This window comes from Psychrobacter sp. CR212 (genome assembly GCF_059693765.1).
This window is the reverse complement of sequence record NZ_JCATIF010000004.1, coordinates 1-16,225: the sequence shown is the minus strand read 5'-3', so window position 1 is coordinate 16,225 and position 16,225 is coordinate 1. Positions and strand designations below refer to the sequence as shown.

Annotated in this window: 12 protein-coding genes and 1 pseudogene; 9 read left to right on the top strand and 4 right to left on the bottom strand. The window is 45.8% G+C overall.

Features of this window, described 5'->3' with window-relative positions:
* The first annotated feature begins 338 nt into the window (after positions 1–338).
* Entirely contained in the window at positions 339–1,043 is a 705-nt protein-coding gene (locus AC58CZ_RS08725; RefSeq protein WP_494224305.1) for a TetR family transcriptional regulator, read from the top strand.
* Positions 1,044–1,089: 46 nt separating this feature from the next.
* Positions 1,090–3,288, top strand: coding sequence for a molybdopterin-dependent oxidoreductase (locus AC58CZ_RS08720; protein ID WP_494224306.1), 2,199 nt, complete (start codon positions 1,090–1,092; stop codon positions 3,286–3,288).
* 93 nt (positions 3,289–3,381) lie between these two features.
* On the opposite strand, the gene AC58CZ_RS08715 is transcribed toward AC58CZ_RS08720, so the two are convergent.
* Positions 3,382–4,707: a D-amino acid dehydrogenase gene (locus tag AC58CZ_RS08715; protein ID WP_427618064.1), complete on the bottom strand. Its 1,326-nt coding sequence runs from the start codon at positions 4,705–4,707 to the stop codon at positions 3,382–3,384.
* A gap of 91 nt (positions 4,708–4,798) precedes the next feature.
* A complete protein-coding gene (gene ygfZ / locus AC58CZ_RS08710; RefSeq protein ID WP_494224307.1) occupies positions 4,799–5,551 on the bottom strand; it encodes a CAF17-like 4Fe-4S cluster assembly/insertion protein YgfZ in 753 nt (250 codons plus the stop codon).
* 314 nt (positions 5,552–5,865) lie between these two features.
* Here ygfZ and AC58CZ_RS08705 point away from each other — a divergent pair, with 314 nt between their 5' ends.
* From AC58CZ_RS08705 to AC58CZ_RS08695, 3 genes are all read left to right on the top strand, one after another.
* The gene (locus tag AC58CZ_RS08705; RefSeq protein WP_494224308.1) at positions 5,866–6,219 is read left to right on the top strand and encodes a zinc ribbon domain-containing protein YjdM; all 354 of its coding nucleotides are present in this window, start codon (positions 5,866–5,868) and stop codon (positions 6,217–6,219) included.
* 106 nt (positions 6,220–6,325) lie between these two features.
* Positions 6,326–7,627, top strand: a complete 1,302-nt coding sequence (hemL, locus tag AC58CZ_RS08700; protein WP_494224309.1) for a glutamate-1-semialdehyde 2,1-aminomutase — start codon at positions 6,326–6,328, stop codon at positions 7,625–7,627.
* Between the two features lie 282 nt (positions 7,628–7,909).
* A complete protein-coding gene (locus AC58CZ_RS08695) occupies positions 7,910–9,631 on the top strand; it encodes an AMP-binding protein (protein WP_494224310.1) in 1,722 nt (573 codons plus the stop codon).
* 125 nt (positions 9,632–9,756) lie between these two features.
* On the opposite strand, the gene AC58CZ_RS08690 is transcribed toward AC58CZ_RS08695, so the two are convergent.
* The gene (locus AC58CZ_RS08690) at positions 9,757–10,092 is read right to left on the bottom strand and encodes an Mpo1-like protein (protein ID WP_423610110.1); all 336 of its coding nucleotides are present in this window, start codon (positions 10,090–10,092) and stop codon (positions 9,757–9,759) included.
* 451 nt (positions 10,093–10,543) lie between these two features.
* On the opposite strand from AC58CZ_RS08690, the gene ppx reads away from it, so the two are divergent.
* The 3 genes from ppx (at position 10,544) to tilS (ending at position 14,766) form a co-directional block, all read left to right on the top strand.
* Entirely contained in the window at positions 10,544–12,106 is a 1,563-nt protein-coding gene (gene ppx / locus AC58CZ_RS08685; RefSeq protein ID WP_494224311.1) for an exopolyphosphatase, read from the top strand.
* Between the two features lie 165 nt (positions 12,107–12,271).
* A complete protein-coding gene (locus tag AC58CZ_RS08680; RefSeq protein ID WP_071002508.1) occupies positions 12,272–13,075 on the top strand; it encodes an acetyl-CoA carboxylase carboxyltransferase subunit alpha in 804 nt (267 codons plus the stop codon).
* 134 nt (positions 13,076–13,209) lie between these two features.
* The gene (gene tilS / locus AC58CZ_RS08675; RefSeq protein WP_494224312.1) at positions 13,210–14,766 is read left to right on the top strand and encodes a tRNA lysidine(34) synthetase TilS; all 1,557 of its coding nucleotides are present in this window, start codon (positions 13,210–13,212) and stop codon (positions 14,764–14,766) included.
* A gap of 15 nt (positions 14,767–14,781) precedes the next feature.
* On the opposite strand, the pseudogene AC58CZ_RS08670 reads toward tilS, so the two are convergent.
* Positions 14,782–15,006: pseudogene (locus tag AC58CZ_RS08670) on the bottom strand (GNAT family N-acetyltransferase); the annotation flags it as partial.
* Positions 15,007–15,260: 254 nt separating this feature from the next.
* Between AC58CZ_RS08670 and proC the strand changes: the two are divergent.
* On the top strand, positions 15,261–16,094 hold the full coding sequence (gene proC / locus AC58CZ_RS08665; protein WP_494224313.1) for a pyrroline-5-carboxylate reductase: 834 nt from the start codon (positions 15,261–15,263) through the stop codon (positions 16,092–16,094).
* Positions 16,095–16,225 lie beyond the last annotated feature (131 nt).

Below are 16,225 nucleotides of genomic sequence, written 5' to 3'. Positions count from 1 at the left end.
GTAGCGTATGTCAACTGGGAAAGGGGGTGGGGTATTTATAGTAAACAAACATGCTGATCTTATGAAGCATTAATCTATTTTGTGAAGCACGAGTTCTGCTATGTGTTTGGCTATAGACTTATGGTTTAAATAACTATAACCTTATAGTTGAAATGGCGACTTCTCTAAAAACTATTCGCTCTAGAGCGCGTTAGCTTAATGACTATTAGCTTAAAAGACGGTTAGCTTAAAAACAGATATCAGCAGTTGGGCTGTCTGTCCTCTTTTTGCCACGGGCGATTTAAGCGAAATGACTGACGTGTCGATTTCATTGTTTATCGAGTAGGAATATCTCTGCATTGAACATATTAGCGCAAAATACAAACGCCCCCATAGAGTCAAAACGTGAGCTGGCAAAAGCCAAGACGCGGCGAGCCTTATTAAAAAGCGCGTTACGGCTCTATAGTCTAGAAGGTGCTCAAGGCATGAGCATGAATAAAGTGGCTAAAGGGGCAGGTATTGCGCAGCCCAGTTTTTATAATCATTTTGAGAGCTTAGATGCGCTACAGAACGAGCTCAGCGCTCAGTTAAAAGACCACTATCTATCGCCAATGCGGCTGGCATGGGTCAATATGCTCAAGGACTATGATGTACTGACTAAGGATGAGTTTAATCAGCAGTGTCAGCAATGTCTGATAATGATTTTTGATTCTGCCTTTCAGAATATTGCGCTATTTCAGCACTTACTCGAAGATCGTCCGCGATTCACTGCCGATATAGAGAACCAATCCTCACTCAATAATGGACTGGGTAATCTGGTCGCAGACATACAAGAGGAGTGGACGGAGATATTTATTCAAGGATTGCAGCTATCCAATCGTTCTTGTGAACGCAGCGCTGTTAATCTTTGTGTGGATATGGCAGCCGCGCAAGTACATGAGCTGATACTAGGCTGTCATCAGCAGCGCTACTCGAGGGAGCAAGCGATTGCGACATTGAATATCAGCTTTGATACCCTATTTGCCAATTTTTTGCAAGGAAGCAACCATAGCGATTCATGTTAAACATCATGAAAGCTAGGATTTATAAAACATAAAAGGGAGTATGACTATGGGCACTACAGCGGCTAGCGCGACGGACAACGAACAAATCCACTTTAGAACCTGTACTTTATGCGAGGCGATGTGCGGCATCGAGATCAAGCACGATGGCGAAAAAGTCTTATCGATCAAAGGGGATAAAAACGATCCTTTTTCTCAAGGCTACATTTGCCCAAAAGCCACTGCTTTGCAGGATTTGTACGAAGACCCTGATCGTTTGCGAGGGCCTGTTGAAAGAACGGCGGACGGTTGGAAATCGATCAGCTGGATTGAGGCGTTAGATAAAGTCGCTGCAGGTATTCAGTCTGTTCAGCAAAAATATGGTCAAAACGCATTTGGGGTGTATTTGGGTAACCCGAATGTCCATAACATGGGCGGGATGTTGACTATCAAGCAGCTATTGACCAGCCTAAAGACGCGTAGTCGCTTTTCTGCGACCTCAATTGACCAACTGCCACACCATATCGTCAGCATGCATCTGTTCGGTCATATGCTCCGCATCCCTGTTCCGGATGTGAATCGCACGCAGTATATGCTCATCATCGGCGGTAACCCGCTGGCCTCTAATGGCAGTATCATGACTGCGCCCAACATGCGTCAAAATCTCAAAGACATCAAAGCACGTGATGGCAAAGTGGTGGTGATTGATCCAAGGCGTACCGAAACTGCAGATATCGCCAGTGAACATCACTTTATTCGTCCAGCGACAGACGTATTATTGCTATTGGCCATGCTCAATGAAATCTACGCGCAAGGCTACGCCAAGGTAGATAGCCGAGTGGCAGCGCTGGCACCAGAGATTGATCGTATTGCATCATTTGCAGAAGGGTTCACCCCTGAGTCAGTAGCAGATATTACAGGTATTACCGCCGTTGAAATCAAACGCATCGTCAAAGGGTTTTGTGAAGCCGAAAGCTCAGTCTGTTATGGCCGTATGGGTATCTCGGTCCAAGAGTTTGGTTTGCTGAGCCAATATCTGTCCATGGTCATCAATATCGTGACAGGACGCTTAGATGAAGTGGGCGGACTCATGTTCCCCAATCCTGCGGTCGATGTGGTCAATAGCTCGGGTCCTGGCTATTTGGGCAAACGTCACAGCCGCGTGAGTAATCTACCTGATTTTAATGGCGAATATCCAGTGGTTGCGATGGCAGATGAGATGTTAGTCGCAGGAGAAGGGCAGTTAAAAGGCTTTATGAGTGTCGCCGGTAACCCTGTCCTTAGCACACCAAATGGCGAAAAGCTAGATGAGGCCTTATCAGGGCTAGAGTTTATGGTGTCGCTCGATTACTTTGTGACCGAGACCAGTCGCCATGCCAATATTATCCTGCCGCCCGTCTCGCCACTCGAGCGTGACCATTACGACATTACGTTTAATGGTTTTGCTGTACACAATGTTGCCAAATACTCGCCTGCCTTATTTAGCAAAACAGAGAATGAGAAGCATGACTGGGAGATTTATCTAGAGCTTGCCGATCGCTTGGATAAAGACGCGCCAGAAGCGGTACAAAAAGAGCGTGCCGCGACAAAAGCGTTTGGACCGAAATTCTTACTTGAGCAAGCTCTCAAGTACGGACCTTATAAAGACGTCACATTGGATGCGCTGATAGACAATCCACACGGTATTGATTTAGGACCATTGCATCGTATGTTGCCAGAGGCGATCAAGCACGCCGATAAGCAAATCAATCTCAATGTTGATTTTTATCAGGCAGATTTGGCACGGGTTAAAGAAATGATGCAGCAATACAATGATCAAGAGATTTTGCTCATCGGACGTCGCCATGTACGTAGCAATAACTCATGGCTGCACAATAGTTATCGATTGGTCAAAGGTAAGTCTCGTTGTACACTAATGCTGCATCCAGAAACGGCAGAGCAGCACGGTATTGTAGACGGGCAAGACGTGAAAGTGACCTCTCGCGTAGGCAGTGTGATCATCGCAGCAGAGGTGACTGATGAGCTGATGCCAGGCGTCGTGAGTATTCCGCATGGCTTTGGTCATGGACGTAAAGGGGTGAAGCAGAAGATTGCGCAAACGCATGCCGGTGTCAGTGTCAATGACTTAACAGACGATACTTTGATTGATCAGTTGAGTGGTAATGCCGCCGTCAATGGCGTACCTGTGCAATTAGAGGCGTTGGGTGCTAACGCAGACAATGTGGCTAATGCGGTATTAGAAAACTCAATAGATAGTGCAATCGCATAAGTTCAATTTTTTTAAAGTAAAAAGCAGGCGCTTACACGATGTAAGCGCCTGCTTTTTTATGGAGATAGTTTTTTATAGTGTCTAGAGATTCAGTCAGCTGTTTGTACCCACAAAATCAAAATCAACGTTGGGCGTTTCACCTTGTATCAATAAGCTAATCGCTTTTGCAGAGCCGCAAGCATGCGTCCAGCCTAACGTGCCGTGCCCTGTATTGAGCCATAGATTGTCAAAAGTGGCTGATGTATTGCGACTGCCATGCTTGACTTGACCGCAATGCGCGCGCCCAATCAAAGGTACGTTCGATGGGGTCATTGGGCGCAGTCCTGTCCAATATTGAACCGAATTTGCGATGATACCTTTGGGAAATAATTGCTGTACGCGGCGCGTAATGGCCTCACAGCGCGTGGCATTTAGGTCCAAATTATAGCCATTAAATTCTGCGGTGCCTGCCACTCGCAACTTATCACCCAAACGTGAAGTCACCAGCTTAAACTCATCATCAATCAAGCTCACAAAAGGCGCTAAATGCGGCGCTCGTGGATTGACCGTATAGGTGGCTGAATAGCCCTTTGCTGGAAAAATAGGCACGCGAATATCCAATGGTTTTAACAGAGGAACGCTATAGCTGCCTAGCGCGATCACATGACTATCAGCCGTGAAAGTTTGTACGTTTTCGCCTTTTGGGCGAATGGTAATACTATGCACATGCGGACGCGCAGAGTGAGCGTCAGTATTAAGCGCTAAGATCTCAGTATCATATAAGAACTGTACACCCGCATCAATGCAGCGCTGTGCGAGTCTTTGCGTAAATAGGTGCGCATTACCAGATTCGTCACGGCTGGTATAGGTTGCACCAGTGAGCTTATGCGCAATCGGATAGAGGGCAGGTTCCAAGTTAACGGCATTATTGATATCAATCACATGGCGCTCACAACCAAGCGCTTGCATGCGCTCAGTGGGTTCAATCGCCGCATCAAACTCAGCTTGGCTGGTATAAAAATGCATGATACCGCGTGTTTGCTGCTCATAATTGATACCGATATCGGCGCGTAGCTGTTGTAAGGCGTCGCGAGAATATAACCCTAAGCGTACCATTTGCACCAGATTGGCATCGGCACGATCAGCGCGGCACTCTTGCAAAAACTGCATCGCCCATTTGAGCTGATCCTTATCAGCACGCAGACGGAATAACAGCGGGGCATCCTCTTTAAACAACCATTTGAGCGCTTTCATCGGGGTGGCAGGATTGGCCCACGGGGTCGCATGAGAGACCGATATTTGACCACCATTGGCAAAAGACGTCTGCATCCCTGCCGCCGATTCGCGTTCGATCACAGTCACATCATAGCCTGCTTGACGTAGATACCATGCGGTGGTCACGCCCACCACGCCTGCTCCGAGTACCGCAATATGTGTCATGGGATTCTCTATGCTCATGTTAATCATGACGGCAGCCGTATATTAGCTTGCCATCACCGTTGCTGCGCCGCCTATTTGTTTCAGCTTGCTTTTACTTTGGGCGCGCAACATCCACCTGCAGTGCGGCTGGCAAGTCCAATATATTCAAATCGCTTTCTGCCAAGTGTTCAGGACGAGCAACGATAAGGGCAATAAAGCCATTGTCATTTTCTATCGCATTCACCACTTGGATTTTATCGAGTTTGTCGCCTGCTGCGGGGAGCGCGCCGCTACCTTTTACATAATGCAAAAACGCTTTTGGCGCAGATTTAAAGTAGATGCGAGCGATGACTTCTTGGCCCAAGTAGCAGCCTTTATCATAGTCCATACCGCCACGCTGATGCAGGCGCAGCTCTTGCGGTTGGAACTCGCCTTGAGTCGCCGCGACAATCCAATAGTTACCAGTGGCGATACTGCACGCCATCCAATCCTGCGTGTCTTTAGCGGTATTGTGATCGTCCTTATGGCTAAAGGTTGGTTCGTCTGCTAACACACACGGATAAATCGCGATCGACTCACTGGTATCAAATTTAGAAAACGCGCCAAACTTTTTTAAATGAGCTTGTAAGCTATCTGCACAATCGCTGCTGATGACCACATCATAGTGCTTCTCGGCTTGTTTTTTGATCCAAATGCCAAATTCAATACGACCTTTTAGATTACAAATAGCGGCTGCCTGATAGCTAAGCCCAAGTTTGGTAACATCACAAGTCAATTGCCCTTGCAAGAATTTTTCGGCATCTTCACCTTGAATGGTCAACTGCGAAAACTGCGTCAATGCTGAGGGGTTTGGAGACTGAGTCATTGTTATTATCCTTCTGCTTAATAATTAAAATATATAGATGAAATCGAAGCGATAAAAGTTATAGGTGCGCTTTAATATAGACGCTGTTGTTACTGACAGAACGTGTCAGCAAAAATGTAAATAAGGTTAAGAAGAGTACCACAAAAATGGTGTCACAAAAACGTCATCAATAAGTGGGGCGCTTCAGTGTGGGTTAAGCATTAAATTGGGCGTAGTGCGCCATTTTCAACGGTACAAATTGGTTAAAAATGGCGAGTTACGGTACAATGTCCGCTCTACAATAAACCCAACGTCTGATGACTGCCGAGGATATGATGAGCTTACCAAATTGCCCGAAATGTGATGCTGAATATACGTATGAAGATGGTGCGTTACTGGTATGTCCGATGTGCGCTCACGAGTGGACGGCGGCTGAGACGAATGCGGCACAAGCGGAAGAGCAAGATGCTGTCATTCGTGATGCGGTTGGCAATGAGTTACGGGATGGCGATGCGGTGACCGTCATTAAAGACCTCAAGGTTAAAGGCTCTTCACTTGTCATTAAAGTTGGAACTAAAGCGAAAAGTATTCGCCTATTGCCAGACGCAACCGATGGTCACGATATTGATTGTAAACTTGACGGTTATGGCCCAATGAAGCTGAAATCTTCTGTCGTCAAAAAAGCGTAAATTGTAAAAATGTCTTGAAAGATTCGATAATAAACAAATATAAGACTGACGACATTTAGAAAATACAGAACTGACAGAATATAAAACCTATAAATAGAGAATAGCTATGAGTACTAAAAACGAACAGCTTTTTGCCCAAGCCCGCAAACATATTCCAGGCGGCGTTAATTCACCCGTCCGCGCCTTTGCAGGGGTCGGCGGTACGCCAATTTTTATGCACCGCGCTAATGGTAGCAAGATTTATGACACCGAAGACAATGCCTATATTGATTATGTGGGTTCTTGGGGCCCAATGATTTTGGGTCACGCGCATCCAAAAGTCATCGACGCTGTCAAACAAGCCGCCGATGATGGTTTGAGCTTTGGGACACCAACGCCGTTTGAAACCACGGTCGCTGATAAAATCTGTGAGCTCGTGCCGAGCGTTGAGATGATTCGCATGACCAGCTCGGGGACTGAGGCGACCATGAGCGCGATTCGTTTGGCACGCGGTTATACTCAGCGTGACAAAATCGTCAAGTTTGAAGGCTGCTACCATGGCCATTCAGACAGTCTGCTTGTCAAAGCAGGCTCAGGCATGCTCGATATCGGTGAGCCAACGTCTAAAGGTGTCCCAGCCGATTTTGCGAAGCACACGATCACGATTCCTTATAATGATCCGCAAGCGATCAAAGACTGCTTTGAAAAATGGGGCGACGAGATTGCTTGTGTGATTTTAGAGCCGATCGCTGGCAACATGAATATGGTAATCCCAACACAAGAGTTTCATGATACGTTGCGTGCCCAGTGTACGGACAATGGCGCAGTATTGATTTTTGATGAAGTGATGACAGGATTCCGCGTTGGTCTGGGCGGTGCGCAGGCACATTTCGGTATCACGCCTGATTTGACCTGTTTTGGTAAAATCATCGGTGCAGGTCTACCAGTTGGTGCGTTTGGCGGTAAAGAAGAAATCATGTCTTGTATCGCACCGCTTGGCGGCGTTTATCAAGCGGGCACGCTATCAGGTAACCCACTTGCGATGCGTGCCGGTATTGCGATGTTTGAAGACTTAACAGCAGAAGGTTTTTACGAAGACTTAGCTGCCAAAGTCGATCATCTGGTCGATGGCTTCCAAGCGGCGGCGGACAAGCATGGCATCAATCTGCGCACCAATAAATTGGGCGGTATGTTTGGTATGTTCTTTGTCAAAGACGCTGATACCAAAACCCCAAGTAATTTTGATGATGTGACAGCGTGCGATATGGAGGTGTTCAATACCTTCTTCCACGGTATGTTAGATCGCGGTATCTACTTGGCGCCGTCTGCGTATGAAGCGGGCTTTATGTCAATCAAGCACAGCAATGAAGATATTGAGGCATCGATTACTGCTGCTGATGAGATATTTGCAGAAATGGCAACAGCGTAGTTTAGCCATTTAAGCGATTGACTCGTTAAGAATAAGCGACTGACGCGTTAAAAAGTGGCAGTCTAAAAAACCAGCAAGATCATTCTGTGATTTTTGCTGGTTTTTTTATGGATATATTATTTATGATACTTTTGCGAATAATATAATGTATTCCTGAAAATCGTTTTTATAGTGGATAGCGTGACTGATGCTTATACATTTCTTACCTGTGCGTCCAAAAAATAGACAATGAGTTATGATATTCTGAGGCAAACCTGAATAATCAAGCAAGGATGCAAACGAATGAGTACCAGCCCTTCTAGCCACCCCGCACCACTATGGCAAGCCACTTACGACCAATACGGATTAGAGAATCATTTGGATGTATTGGAAGATAAGCAAAATCTGATGGACTTACTACAACCAAAGATTGAAAAACATAGTGAGTTGCCAGCTTTTAGTATGGGGGCGGCCACGCTCACTTTTGGGCAGCTAGATATAGCCAGTCGACGTTTCGCGGCTTTTTTACAAGCGCAAGGTGTCGAGAAAGGCGACCGTATTGCAGTACAACTACCAAATATATTGCAGTATGCCGTGGTATTGCTGGGTTGCCTACGTGCTGGTGTGGTACTGGTCAATGTCAATCCCATGTACACCCAATATGAATTGGCGCATCAGCTCACAGATGCTCAAGCCTGTGGTCTAATCGTACTAGATGGCATGAGCACGGCTTATGAGCAATTAGAGGACACCGTCAAAGCGCAGTTAGCGTGGGTGGTCAGATGTTCTATAGATCCTAGCATTGCTGATAATGATATTGCCTTGCTCAGTCAAATTGGCTCAGTACAATCTTCGAACACAGATGAGCAGATACATGCCTCGACCGAGTCATCACTTGAGTCATCTCAGCACAGCATAACGTTTGCCCATATCATGCAAACCTATGATGCAAAAGGGTTCAAAGCCGTTACGATTGAACGTGAAGATTTGGCGCTACTGCAATATACAGGCGGTACGACGGGCAAGCCAAAAGGCGCCATGCTGACTCATTACAATGTCATGGCCAATGTCTGCCAGTGCTATGCAATGTTTGGCAAGACGATTGAAGCCAATTGTAGCGAGCAGATTAAAATGCTCAATCCTTTACCGCTTTATCATATTTTTTCGTTTACAGTCTGCGGCTTGCTTTGTCTTTATGGCGGCTGGGAAGATATATTGGTCACCAATCCACGTGATATCGATGGTTTAGTAAATACCATTGAACAGCATCGACCTCACGTTATCCCTTCTGTGAATACCTTATTCATTGGTATGCTGCATCATCCAAAATTCGCCAATCTTGATTTTAGTCGTCTGGCGCTATCTATCGGTGGCGGTACAGCGATTATTAAAGCCGTCTCGGATCAGTGGCAGCAAGTCACGGGTATGATTATTAGTGAAGGCTATGGTATGTCTGAGACGTCGCCCGTTATTTCTTTCAATCCGTCTGGCATTACAGCGTTCAATGGTAGCGTTGGATTGCCGCTGGCTTTGACAGATATCCAGATTATTGATGAAAATGGGAACATATGCCCAGTAGGTACAAGAGGAGAGGTCTGTATCAAAGGGCCTCAGGTCATGCGCGGTTATTGGCAGCGAGACAATGCCGATACTTTTACCTCAAATGGCTACTTTAGGTCAGGTGATATTGGCGTTATGAATGATGAGGGGTTTTTGACGCTCGTCGACCGTAAAAAGGACATGATACTGGTATCAGGATTTAACGTATATCCTAACGAAGTAGAGGCTGCACTGACTGAACACCCTAAAGTGCTCGAAGTCGCGGTAGTCGGGGTGGCAGATGATCATAGCGGAGAAGTACCAAAAGCATTTGTGGTCAAAAAAGATACAAATCTCACCGTAGAGGAACTACAAGACTTTGCGAGCAAGCGTCTAACTGGTTATAAGCGTCCACAGTCCTATGAGTTCATCGATGAGTTGCCTAAGACGGCGGTCGGCAAAATATTACGTAAATCCTTACGATAAAAAATGTGGCATGTCGCTCATAGAAATGAGCTGACATCAACGACGCTATCCATATCAGTAAAAACTGGGCGGCTCAAAATAGTCGTCCAGTTTTTTTATTATTCAACTTATATGACGACTACATTTTATCGTGCTTTATCAAACTTGCGATCTTTTAAGCTCAAATTGCCACGCAGGACATCGCCATACATCCGAAAATCACTAGCAAAACTTTTTAGCGGAAACTTAAACGAGGCGGGTTTGTTTTTTTCAAAGAAAAAATGCCCGACCCAAGCACAGGCATATCCTGCTGCGATGCCTTTTATTAACGGCTTTACCGAGCCAGTTTTGATAGACTTTGCCAATCCTAACAAACCAAAGCTGCTACCTGCGAAATGGAGACGGCGACAAGCCATGTTTTGATGCTCATCCAAATAAAAATCATAAAATGTCTGTTTGGGCGGCGTTTCGGTTTTTATCATGTCCGTTCTGCTACTGTGTGCTCCAGCCGTTTTGCTGATGTCTTTTTTGGTGGTCTGACTCATGCGGTTAGCGTCCTTGCTAGTGAGTTGATCGACTATCCATTGTCGGCAGTTTTTAGGTAAATAATTGATGGGTTTCGATGTGATTTATACCGATGTAAAAGCAGTAAATAACGGTTTTTTATCACAATATTATGAGCTTTCAATGTAGCAAACCGATATTGCTAACACAAGCGTTAGATGTAGGCTTGGTCATTAGCCTTTGATAGAGTGGTTTTACACTTTTGCTAAGATTTTGCGGCGCTTGCGCGTATTTAGGATAAATGCTTTAATGGCAAAATGGCCCAGATTTGTGTGGCGGCTGCTTTTTCTATACCTATGATTTTATATCTATGTCGTACCTGATTTTGTTAAACTACACACTCTCTCTAATACGGTGACAACTTGCCTTATGCCTACTGACTATCTTACAAACCCGCCACTCGGCGATGATGAAATGATGGCAGCCATTGATATTGGTTCCAACAGTTTCCACTTAGCCATTGCCCGTCTTGATCATGGGGAAGTGCGCAAAGTAGTCTCTATGTCTGAAAAGGTACAGCTCGCTGCTGGACTGGATGAGCATAAAATCTTGAGCGAGACAGCTGAACAGCGTGGTCTGGATTGTTTGAGTCGGTTTGTGGCGCGTCTGGATTCTGTACCGCCAGAGCGTATTCGTGTGGTTGCGACCAACGCCTTGCGCCAAGCCAAAAATGCCAACGATTTTATCGCAAAAGCCAATAAAATTTTGCCAAAACCTATTGAGATTATCGCTGGTCGTGAAGAGGCACGATTGATTTATTTGGGCGTCTCGCATACCAATGAGAGTAGCGACAAGCGCTTGGTTATTGATATCGGTGGTGGTTCGACAGAATTTATTATCGGTCAAGAATTCGATCCTTTATTGACGGAAAGCTTACAAATGGGCTGCGTCGCATTCACACAAAAGTACTTTTCTGATGGCCTCATTACCAAAGAGGCTTTTAACAATGCGATTTCAGGCGCACGCAAGGAAGTACTGGCAATCAATGGTCGTTACCAAAAGACTGGTTGGAGCAGCGTGGTCGGCTCAAGTGGGACGATCAAAGCGGTGCGTAATGTGCTTGTGTCCAAAGGCTGGGCCGATGAGCAAGAACGCATTACTTATAAAGGCGTCAAAAAACTAGAGCGATTGCTGCTTAAAATTGGCAATATTGATGATATCGAGCTAGAAGGCGTCAAAGACCACCGTAAAGCCGTATTTCCGGCAGGTGTGGCAGTGTTGCGTGCGGTGATGAAGGTACTAGGCGTTGAGACCATTACCTACTCAGATGGGGCGTTACGTGAAGGCGTGATGTATGACATGCTGGGGCGTTTTGCGAGCGAAGATGTGCGTGACCGCAGTGTGCTCGCGCTCATCAAGCGTTATTCAGGCGACAAAAAGCAAGCCAAACAAGTGGTAAAAACCAGTCGTAACCTGTTTGAGCAAGTAAAAGATAAGCTTGCCCTAACAAGCGATGACTGTGATTTACTCAGACGTGCCGCGTTTTTGCATGAGATTGGTCTTGCAATCAGTCATAGCAGTTATCATAAGCACAGCGCCTATTTGCTTGAGTATTCTGATATTCCAGGGTTCTCGCAAGTGGATCAAAAGCGTATGGCGCAGTTGATGCTCAACCATCGCCGTAAGCTCAAAACCGATATGTTCGAGCAGACCTGTCAGATTGGCGGAAACCAGCTCGTCTATCTGTGCTTGCTATTGCGTCTTGCGGTACTCGCGCATCATAGCCGCAGTGACTATAAACTGCCAGAATTAGAATTAAAGGTCATCAGTGATAGCGACTGGCAAATCACGGTGGCTGATAGCAGCGAGCATTATGCGTTTTTGCTGGCTGATTTGCGCACAGAGATTGAGCAGTTTGCCAAATGGGGCGTACAGCTTAGTGTGGTAGAGGCGCAAGCAACTGAACCGTTACCATTGTCCGTATCGAGTTAAAGATTAACGTAACAAAAGCAGTGCTGTCGATAATGTCATGCCATATAAGATGTGCTACTATAGCTTCTACTCAGTTTACAACTGTACTTTCATTATCTGAACACCGATAACGATATTATTCTTAAACATAAATACATTAAGTATAATGATTAAAGGGAAGCGTCTATGAGCACTGTCTGGGATAGTGTGCAGCTTGCACGACATGCCAAGCGTCCATTATTTATGGACTATGTTAATCAGCTTTTTACTGAATTTGATGAGTTGCACGGCGATCGTGCTTTTGCCGATGACAAAGCCATTTTGGGCGGTCTGGCACGATTCAACGATCAACCTGTAATGGTCATCGGTCAGCATCGTGGTCGCAGTACTCGTGAGCGTATCGAGCATAATTTTGGTATGGCCAACCCTGAAGGCTATCGCAAAGTGATTCGCTTGGTCAAAATGGCAGAGCGCTTCAATATTCCTGTGATGACCTTTGTCGATACTCAAGGTGCCTATCCTGGTGTTGGCGCAGAAGAGCGCGGTCAAGCGCAAGCGATTGCAGAGAGTATCGCGGTGTTCTCTAGCCTAAAAGTGCCTATCATCGTGACCATTATCGGTGAAGGTGGCTCAGGTGGTGCATTGGCAATTGGCGTTGGCGACAAAGTCAACATGCTGCAAAACAGCATCTATTCGGTCATTTCTCCTGAAGGCTGTGCATCTATCTTATGGAAAACGGCTGAAAAAGCACCAGATGCCAGTGAAGCACTGAAATTAAATGCCATCAACCTTTACCAGCTAGGTTTGGTTGATGCCGTCATCGATGAGGGTGAGGGCGCACATGTGCAGCCACAACCCGTTATGGAAGCTCTAAAATCACTGATCACTGAGCAGCTTGATGAAATCAGAGATTTGGATCCTCAAGCGCGTTGTGAGCTCCGCTACGAAAAATTAAAGACGTTTAACTCAGAAGTGATGCTGCCTGCTTAATGCAAAGCATGTGCTACGCTTTTCATATTCGAGACTGAGTCTTAATGCTAAAATAAAACGTGTCATTCAATGGCGCGTTTTTTTATGTCTATTAATTTGCTCATGAATTTATCTATCTAAAACTAAGGCTGATTATGACCAGCAGTGCCATCCTCACGCATCCTATTAGACCAATCAATGATTTGCCAATTGATGAGACGTTGGCAGAGGCATTATTAAGTAGCATGGCAGAGTATGGTGATCAGTTACATGGTCGTCGCCTGTGGCTAGCCTGTAGCGGTGGGCGTGATTCATTGGCGCTTGCAGCGTTATGTGTGCAGCTCTATCGGCAAGGCAGATTGCCATGTTTGCCGCAGCTGTTACATGTTGATCATGGTTTGCAAGCCGATAGTCAGCATTGGGCAACGCATGTCGCGAATTGGGCTAAGATGCAGCAGATACCTTGTCATATCCTAAGAGCACAAGTGACAGGTCATGATGAGCAAGCCGCGCGGCAAGCCCGCTATAACGCCATGCGTGCGCATATCAACCAAGATGATGTACTGCTACTAGGACATCACGCCGACGACCAAGCCGAAACGGTACTGATGCGCTTGATCCAAGGCGCTGGGGTGAATGGTCTATCAGGTATGCAGCCATGGCGAGTACAAACGCAGCATGGACGACGCCATGCATTGTGGCGACCTTGGCTCACGGTAAGGCGCGCCACGATTAGTAATTATGCCAAGCGCTTAGCGTTGCCTTATATCGATGACCCGACCAACGAGACGGGTGATAATGTCCGTAGCGGACTGCGCCGCGATATCATGCCTATACTGGCAACTTATAACCCCAATGTCATTGATAATATTGCTCGCAGTGCGCAGCTATTAGGCGATGCGCAAGCCACTGTCAATGTTCAGGCTGAGCAAGATATGCAGCAGACAGCTGATGAAAGCCTACAGCTACCAGCAGCACAGCGCGTGCTCAATATCGATACATTGCAAGTATTGCCCATTTATCGCCAGCGGCAACTACTGCATCATTGGCTGGGTCAAGATGAGCCATTACCGCCTGCTAAGCAGCTCGTCGATGACGTATGGAATCTTACTCAGCGCAGCGACCATGATCACCAAACTGAGCTGTTTTGGCAAGCTCGTACGCACTCCTATACCGTTCGCCGCTATCGCCAGCAGCTCTACCGGCTAAGCAATGAATGGTTGTCTTGGTTAGATAGACCACTAATGGTACAAGCGCAGCCATTATCGAGTTTGGATTTGACAACAAATGACTCAGCAGACAGTGATTTTGCACTACTGACTGTTCGTCGCAGTGAAGACTATATCTGGCAGTTGCAAGTGTATCCAGATGCGCTGGCAAGATTGATAGAAAGTCATATAGGCGCACTCAATGCAGTATTAAAGATAAAGCCATTAGATCGCAAACAGCGTGTGCAGACGGCATTGGCGACACGTTCACAATCAGGCAAAAAACTGTATCAAACGCTTGGTATTCCATTATGGCTGCGAGAAAGCTTGGTTGTGGTCAGTGTCGTACTCTTAGATAAAGAACACGCTAAAAATGAGATTCCTATCTTATTATTATCGCCTTTTGATAGGTGGATATTGAAAAATGACTTTTCGATCAATACCAAAAATCTAGGTAGTGATATCGACGATGTTTTTAAGAATGTTATAAGCGTAGTTGAGTAGATGAAACAAAACTATTTAGGTAGTCAGAGGGTCGGTATTTTTTATCATTTTAATATCTACTATTTTAGTGTTTTCATACATCTCCTCGTGACGCTCTGCGCTCTGCTCAAAGCCATGTTTTTTATAAAAATTAATGGCGTTGGTGTTGGTGTCCAAAACCCATAGATGAAAACGAGCCTCGGCATTAGCGGCTATTATATCTTGCAATGAGGCTTTCATAAGTGTGCTGCCCATACCTTGAAGTCTTTTTGAACGGCTTTACGAATAAAAAACATATTTGACACCTCAAAATATTTTATAAAAATTATTTCTCAATCTAACAGCTAAACCATGTCATAGTCGATGTCAGTTGCGTGTTTTAACTAGGTTTACTGCCGTTGTAGACGGCAGGAATTTATCAAACGATACTAGGAGCAGTATGATAAACTGAGTGTCGTTTTATATATCAGTATGTTACGTTGAATACTTTTAAATTTTGTGACTAGGAGACAAGTATGTCGGTATTAGATAATAAGAAAATCAGTTTTATTGGTGGCGGAAATATGGCACAAGCGCTTATCAGCGGTCTTGTGGGCTGCGGCATCGAACCAAGTCTAATCACGGTCGCCGATCCTAGCAGCGATATCCGTGAGCAACTAGCCGCTAAAGGTCTAAACACCGTTGATCCAATGGCGGATGCCAAAGCAGCTGTCGTCGATGCTGATATCGTGGTACTGGCAGTAAAACCACAAATGATGAAAGTGGTGGTTGGTGCTTTTGCTGATGCATTGGACAATCAGTTGGTCATCTCGGTTGCCGCAGGTCTGTCAACTGACCTATTGTCTAGCATGCTGGGCGGCTATAGTAATATCGTGCGCGCCATGCCAAACACGCCTTCGATGATTCAGATGGGTGCAACTGGCCTCTACGGTACAGATAATATCTCAGCTGAACAAAAAGCGTTGGCAACTGGGGTGATGGAAGCGTCAGGATTGGTCATGTGGGTCGATGACGAAGAACATATGCATGCTGTTACTGCCGTGTCAGGCTCAGCGCCAGCGTACATGTTTTACTTTATCGAATCGATGGTCGATAAAGGTATTGCGCTAGGACTAGATACCGAGCAGGCGTCGGCACTGGCACTACAAACCATGATAGGTGCGGCAAAAATGGCCATGGATAGTGAAGATGCGCCTGCTGAATTGCGTCGCAAAGTGACCTCGCCGAACGGTACTACTCAGGCAGCCGTTGAGTCAATGCAAGCCAATGAGATTGGTCGCCAAATCGGTGAAGCTATGCAAGCGTGCTATGATCGTAGCCAAGCGCTCAGTGAAGAGATGAGTAAATAGTTATTGATTAGCAATTAGTAGACCTCTTGCAAAAGTAGCAAAGGGAATTAAAATAAGAAGACACTCATAACTTTTTAGGAACCATGCCAAACATAGATAAGCTACTCAAACAAAGTGACGCTGGTTTTAAA